6 protein-coding genes are annotated in these 6305 nt (G+C 63.1%); 3 read left to right on the forward strand and 3 right to left on the reverse strand.

Going from position 1 to position 6305, the window contains the following annotated elements; translation table 11 throughout:
* The first annotated feature begins 52 nt into the window (after positions 1 to 52).
* Together hemF and aroE are read left to right on the forward strand one after the other, a co-directional pair.
* Positions 53 to 1003 (forward strand): oxygen-dependent coproporphyrinogen oxidase, encoded by a 951-nt coding sequence (hemF, locus tag ACIGHL_RS08415; protein WP_499175986.1) that lies wholly within the window; start codon positions 53 to 55, stop codon positions 1001 to 1003.
* 51 nt (positions 1004 to 1054) lie between these two features.
* Positions 1055 to 1873: a shikimate dehydrogenase gene (gene aroE, locus ACIGHL_RS08420; RefSeq protein ID WP_128122048.1), complete on the forward strand. Its 819-nt coding sequence runs from the start codon at positions 1055 to 1057 to the stop codon at positions 1871 to 1873.
* A 7-nt stretch (positions 1874 to 1880) separates the two neighbouring features.
* Here aroE and ACIGHL_RS08425 read toward each other — a convergent pair whose 3' ends face one another.
* Positions 1881 to 2492, reverse strand: a complete 612-nt coding sequence (locus ACIGHL_RS08425) for an NAD(P)-dependent oxidoreductase (protein ID WP_128122049.1) — start codon at positions 2490 to 2492, stop codon at positions 1881 to 1883.
* A gap of 15 nt (positions 2493 to 2507) precedes the next feature.
* On the reverse strand, positions 2508 to 2819 hold the full coding sequence (locus ACIGHL_RS08430; protein WP_045422911.1) for a glycine zipper domain-containing protein: 312 nt from the start codon (positions 2817 to 2819) through the stop codon (positions 2508 to 2510).
* Between the two features lie 416 nt (positions 2820 to 3235).
* On the opposite strand from ACIGHL_RS08430, the gene pbpG reads away from it, so the two are divergent.
* Positions 3236 to 4177: a D-alanyl-D-alanine endopeptidase gene (gene pbpG, locus ACIGHL_RS08435; protein WP_128122050.1), complete on the forward strand. Its 942-nt coding sequence runs from the start codon at positions 3236 to 3238 to the stop codon at positions 4175 to 4177.
* A gap of 57 nt (positions 4178 to 4234) precedes the next feature.
* On the opposite strand, the gene ACIGHL_RS08440 is transcribed toward pbpG, so the two are convergent.
* Complete coding sequence (locus ACIGHL_RS08440; RefSeq protein ID WP_128122051.1) at positions 4235 to 5938, reverse strand: alpha/beta hydrolase; 1704 nt, start codon at positions 5936 to 5938, stop codon at positions 4235 to 4237.
* Positions 5939 to 6305 lie beyond the last annotated feature (367 nt).

Here is a 6305-nt window from a genome sequence, read left to right on the forward strand (position 1 = left end):
GGCTCGATGATATGCTTGCCGGCCTTCTGTTTCAGCGTCGCTGCTTTGGTTTATGCCTGGCGGCGGCGCAGCCACTTGCCAAGGTGAATTCGTGAACGAGCGTACCGAAGCCGTCAAAGCCTACCTGCTCGATCTGCAGGACCGTATCTGCGCCACCCTTGAAGCCGAAGACGGCGGTGCCCGCTTCGTCGAGGATGCCTGGACGCGCCCCGCAGGCGGCGGTGGCAGGACCCGGGTCATCGAAAACGGTGCGCTGATCGAAAAGGGCGGCGTCAATTTCTCCCACGTTCATGGCAGCGGGCTGCCGCCTTCGGCCAGCGCCCATCGCCCTGAACTGGCCGGCCGTGGCTTCGAAGCGCTCGGCGTGTCGCTGGTGATCCACCCGGAAAACCCCTATGTGCCGACCTCCCACGCCAATGTGCGCTTCTTCATTGCCGAGAAAGAAGGCGAAGAGCCGGTCTGGTGGTTTGGTGGTGGCTTCGACCTGACGCCCTACTACGGTAACGAAGAGGATTGCGTGCACTGGCACCGGGTGGCCCGGGACGCGTGTGCGCCGTTCGGCTCCGATGTCTATTCGCGCTACAAGGAATGGTGTGATCGGTATTTCCACATCAAGCATCGCAACGAGCCGCGCGGGGTCGGTGGGCTGTTCTTCGACGACCTGAACGAATGGGATTTCGACACCAGCTTCGCCTTCATGCGGGCGGTAGGCGATGCCTACATCGAGGCCTACCTGCCAATCGTCCAGCGGCGCAAAGCGATGCCCTTCGGTGAGCGCGAGCGGGAATTCCAGGAGCTGCGCCGCGGGCGCTATGTGGAATACAACCTGGTCTACGACCGCGGCACCCTGTTCGGTCTGCAGTCAGGTGGACGCACCGAGTCGATCCTGATGTCGCTGCCGCCGCTGGTGCGCTGGGGTTACAACAAGCATCCCGAGCCCGGCACTCCCGAGGCGCGGCTGACCGAGTACTTCCTGCAGGATCGTGACTGGCTGGGCGAATAGCCTTGAATAGCCCATACCACCTCTGAATCGCTACTGCTTTTAGGAGCATCAATGGACCGCTACGGCGTATTCGGCAACCCCATCGGCCACAGCAAATCGCCTCAGATCCACCGTCTGTTTGCCGAGCAGACCGGCCAGACGCTCAGCTACGAGCCCTTGCTGGCGCCGCTCGATGACTTCCCCGGCTATGCCCGCACATTCTTCGAACAGGGGTTGGGCGCGAATGTCACCGTGCCCTTCAAGGAACAGGCGTTTCGCCTTGCCGACCAGCTGAGCGAGCGCGCCCAACGTGCCGGCGCGGTGAATACCCTGAAGAAGCTGGAAGATGGTCGCCTGCTGGGCGATAACACTGACGGCATTGGCCTGGTCCGCGACTTGCGGGACAACGCTGGCGTCACGCTGCAAGGCAAGCGGATTCTGTTACTGGGCGCTGGTGGTGCGGTGCGTGGGGTGCTCGAGCCCCTGCTGGCGCAACGCCCGGTAGCATTGGTCATATCCAACCGCACCCTGGCCAAGGCCGAACAGCTGGCCGGCGAGTTCACCGAGCTGGGGCCGGTCAGTGCAAGCGCCTTCGAGCAGCTGCGAGGCCCTTTCGATGTGATCATCAACGGCACCTCGGCGAGCCTCGGCGGTGAACTGCCACCGTTGAGCGATGACCTCATCGAACCTGGCGTTACCCTCTGCTACGACATGATGTACGGCGCGAAGCCGACGCCCTTCTGCCAGTGGGCGGCCGGACGCGGCGCAGCGACCCGCGATGGGCTCGGCATGTTGGTCGAACAGGCGGCGGCGGCCTTCGAGTTGTGGCGCGGGGTACGGCCGGATTCGGGCCCGGTTCTGACGCAGCTGCGCAGCCAGCTCAGCGCTTGAGGGTCGCTCAGATACGGAAGTGAATCTGCTCGTGCAGGTGCTGCGGTGTCTCCAGCTCGTCGACGATTCCCGCAGCGATACGCCGTAGCTGCACACGTCGATCACTGGAGTCGAGATCGTCAATCACGCTGAAATCCTCGATCGACAGGTCGTCGCCATCAGCGTTGGCATCCACCAGCGTCCATTTCAACGGATGCGCAGCAATGCGTTGCAGCGCGGCGGTGACGGTCGGATCGTCGCCCTTGGCGGACAGATCGGCGACCAGTACCAGCCGTTCGACACCGACCTTTGGCAAACCGGACAGCAAGGCATCGACCGCCTGATACAGGTCATGCGGCTGATGATTGGCTGCTGCGCCGGAGGCTGTGGCCAATGACGGGCTGTCGTACAAACAGATCACCGCATCCATCCCGGCCACGCTCTGCGAGACACTGACGGCATCGAACAGATCACCGGTCTTGGCGCGCAGTCCTGGGCGGACGGTCATCGAATTGAGATCATCGACCAGGGCCACGGCTTCGTGTTGCCGCGTCAGCAGCTCGCAGAGCAGCGCGTTGCCGAGGCTCGAATGCGCGCCATACAGAGCGAATTTGAGCCGCGGCGTTTCAGCGTTGAGCATGACGGCTCGGCCGCATCAGCGACGCGTGGCGAGATAGCCAATCAGCGCAACTGCGCCAGCGGCCAGAGCGACCGTGCTCAGCGGATGCTCGCGAGCGCAATCCTTGGCCATGCGCCCGGCATCACGGCCGCGGCGGGACAGGTCGTGGCAGTGCTCGTCCCACTTGTTGTCGTTCCACAGCGTCTCGGCGCGCGAACGCAGGGCGTTGAAACGATGACGCGACTCGCGCGAGGCGTCATCCTTGAGATCGTCAAGCGCGGTCATCAAATTCTGGATTTCGCGCTCGATTTCGTCGCGGGTGGTGGGTGTGCGGCTGAAGCGGGACATAGCGTTCTCCCCTTTGAATGTAAGGTTTGGACTCTGCGAAGCGGTGAAGGTGCCTTCGGCCGTGTCAACCAAAACACCAGGACTGCTAAAAGCGGACCTATCAACAGCGACCGGGTTCCGCCGGTCGGCTCGGTTGTGGCGAAAAGTCGCGCTGCCGACAAGCTTATGAGCCGCGGGCCGGCAAACCCAGCAGCGCTACGCATGTTGTTCTACGCTTTGGATTGTGGCCGTTGCGCTGAACGGTCCGTGAGGCGAAACAAGCGAAACGGCCAGAGCCCTGCGTTCGGTCGATACGCTGCAAGCGCCGAAATATAAGGGCTTGCGACCATGTTTGTGCTCGCCTTTTCCGTATAATGCGCGCCGCGTCCGTCTGCTTCGGCGCGCCTTTTTTCACTGCCAATTCATCGGTGTCCATCTTGAAGCTTCGTCATTCCATTCTCGGCTTGCTGCTCGCCTGCAGCAGCGCCATGTTGACCCCCGTTTCCACCGCTGCTGCGAAGGCCCCTGTGCAACAGGAGCTGGCCTCTGGCAGCGCGCTGGTGATCGATCTGAAAACCAATGAAGTGCTCTATTCCAGCAATCCAGACGTGGTGGTGCCGATCGCATCGGTGACCAAGCTGATGACCGCGATGGTGGCGCTCGACGCCAAGCTGCCGCTCGATCAGCGCCTGTCCGTCACCATCCGTGACGCGCGCGAAATGCAGGGGGTGTACTCGCGTGTACGCATCGGCAGCGAGATCAGCCGTCGCGAAATGCTGCTGTTGACCCTGATGTCGTCCGAGAACCGCGCCGCGGCGAGCCTGGCACACCATTATCCGGGCGGTTACAGCGCCTTCATCCAGGCGATGAACGCCAAAGCCAAGGCGTTGGGAATGACCCGTACGCACTATGTCGAGCCCACCGGCCTGTCCGAGCGGAACGTCTCCAGCGCCAATGACCTGGTCAAACTGCTCAAGGCCAGCCAGGCATATCCATTGATCGAGCAGTTCAGCACCACCAGCGAAAAGACCGTGGCCTTCCACAAGCCCAACTACACCCTGGGTTTCCGCAATACCAACGCCCTGGTGCGCAAGCCTGACTGGAGCATTCAGCTGACCAAGACCGGCTTTACCAATGCGGCCGGCCATTGCCTGGTGATGCGCACCGTGATGAACAAGCGCCCCGTAGCCTTCGTGGTGCTCGATGCCTTTGGCAAGTACACCCACATGGCCGACGCCAACCGCCTGAAAAAGTGGATGGAAACCGGCAAGGTGACACCGGTCGCGCCGGCTGCTCTGGCCTATAAGCAGCAGAAGATGGCCCAGCGTCAGCTGGCGGGCCAGCCGGGCCATGCGGCGACGGTGATCGGCACGCGCTGACCGCTCGCCGCCACCGCCACGTCTCGTGGTGGTTGAACCAGGCGAAGGGCGACCGATCTAGCCGCCACGATTGCCGTAGGCTGCTTCATTGCCGTCCTGTTCGGCGGCGCTGGCGAGTTCGCGGGTCAGATGGGCTTTCAGGCGGGACAAGGTCTCGTCACTCCAATCGTTGGGCGCAGTCACCAACCGCCAGGCATCGACATAATCGGCAGGCGCATACACATGCCCATGGCCCGGTGGTGTCGGGGTGGTGACTGCCATGTCGACCGCCAGCTGCAGCATGGTCACCAGTGGAAACCAGCGCAGCGCCGGTGTGACGTCCGGGCCGCGCGGCTCGCTCAGCCAGTCCGGTCGGCGCCAGGCGTAGCGGTAGTCGAAAAAGACGATCGGGTCGCTGGCATATTGCAGATAGAGCAACCGCATCGGCCCCCATGAAGCGTCCATCGGCTCGGGCGTGCCGTGCTGATTCATGAAGCGAACGAAACGACCATCGCGAAATTGCGGTAGCCATTCGGGGCTTCCCGGATTGCGGTCGTCCGTGATTCGCCGCCACATCTGGCTCTCAAAAGGGGGGCCGCTCCACAGCGCACCCTGAAAGGGATCGCCGATCAGCTCATGCAGCTCCCAGGACGCTTGCGAATGCAAAGCGCCGAGGCTCAGGCCGTGCAAGTAGAGCCTTGGCCGTCGTTCGGTCGGCAATTCTCGCCAGTAGTCATAAACCTCCTCGAACAGTGCCCGCGCCACGTCAGCGCCGTACTCGGCTTCCACCAGCAATGACAGCGGGCTGTTCAGGTAGGAGTACTGCAGCGCCGCACTGGCGACATCGCCATGGTGCAGGTACTCGACGCTGTTCATCGCGGCGGGGTCGATCCAGCCGGTGCCGGTCGGCGTGACCAGCACCAGTACCGACCGCTCGAAGGCGCCGGTGCGCAGCAGCTCGCGCAGGGCCAGTCTCGCGCGCGCTTCAGGCGTTTCGGCGGCACGCAAGCCGACGTAGACACGGATCGGCTCCTGCGCAGCGCGACCGCTGATGGCCGCTATGTCCCGAGCCGACGGGCCGGATGCAATGAACTCGCGGCCGGTACGCCCCAGCTCGTCCCAGCGCAGCAGCGATTCGCGGCTGCCGCTCTTGAGCGATGAGGCCGGTTGCGCCGCTTCCGGCTCGATCAGCGCGTCGTACTGCGCGAAGGACGCGTCCAATACCTTCAGTGCCCGGGTGACCAGCACATCGGTGACCAGCGACCAGAACAATGTCAGGGCGACCACGACGCCTATGACATTCGCGACCCGGCGCGGCAGGAAGCGATCGGCACGGCGAGAAACGAAGCGCGAAACGAGGCGGTACAGGCGCGCCAGGATCAGCAGGATCAGGAAAGTCGCCAGCGCGGTCAGTATCACTTCCAGCAGGTGCCCGCTGGTGACCGGCGGCATGCCCATCAACGAGCGGATCGAGTTCTGCCAGCCGGTGACTTGGCTAAGAAAATAAGCCGCCAGCGTCGCACTGACGATGGCGATGATGATATTGACCCGGCTGCGCAAACGTTCCGGCGGCACCGCCAGCTCCATGTAACGCCACAGCCAACGGGCGAATACGCCCAGGCCGTAGCCTGCGGCCAGTGCTGCGCCAGCCAGCACGCCCTGGCTCAGGGTCGAGCGCGGCAACAGCGAGGGCGTCAACGCCGCGCAGAAAAACAGCGTGCCCAACAGCAGGCCAAAACCGGACAGCGAACGCCAGGCGGACAATGGTGTGCGAAGCCTCATTCGAAACCCCATAGCTTCGTCGATGATTGATTCCGCGGCGGCTGCCGCCTGGTCTTTTCGAGGCGTTCGGGTCGTTGCGGTTCCCTTCTCAATCGACTCGCTGCCTCGTAAATGGCCAACGATATCTATCAGCCGGTATCGGTACAGCGTCGTCTGTAGGAGCCCGCGTGCTGGCGATCTTTTCGGCACACCGCGGAGGTCCGGATCGCCAGCAAGCTGGCTCCTACGAAAGCCTGGCCCGCGGGTTGACGTTGAGCTGGGTGCAGCCACGCTGCTTTCGTTGAAGGGGTGATCGTAAGGACCAACGATATCTATCACCCAGTATCGGCATAGCGCCGTCTGTAGGAGCCAGCTTGCTGGCGATCTT

Origin of the sequence: Pseudomonas sp. NPDC077451 (assembly GCF_044543345.1) — a bacterium.
In the GTDB taxonomy this organism is placed as follows: domain Bacteria; phylum Pseudomonadota; class Gammaproteobacteria; order Pseudomonadales; family Pseudomonadaceae; genus Stutzerimonas.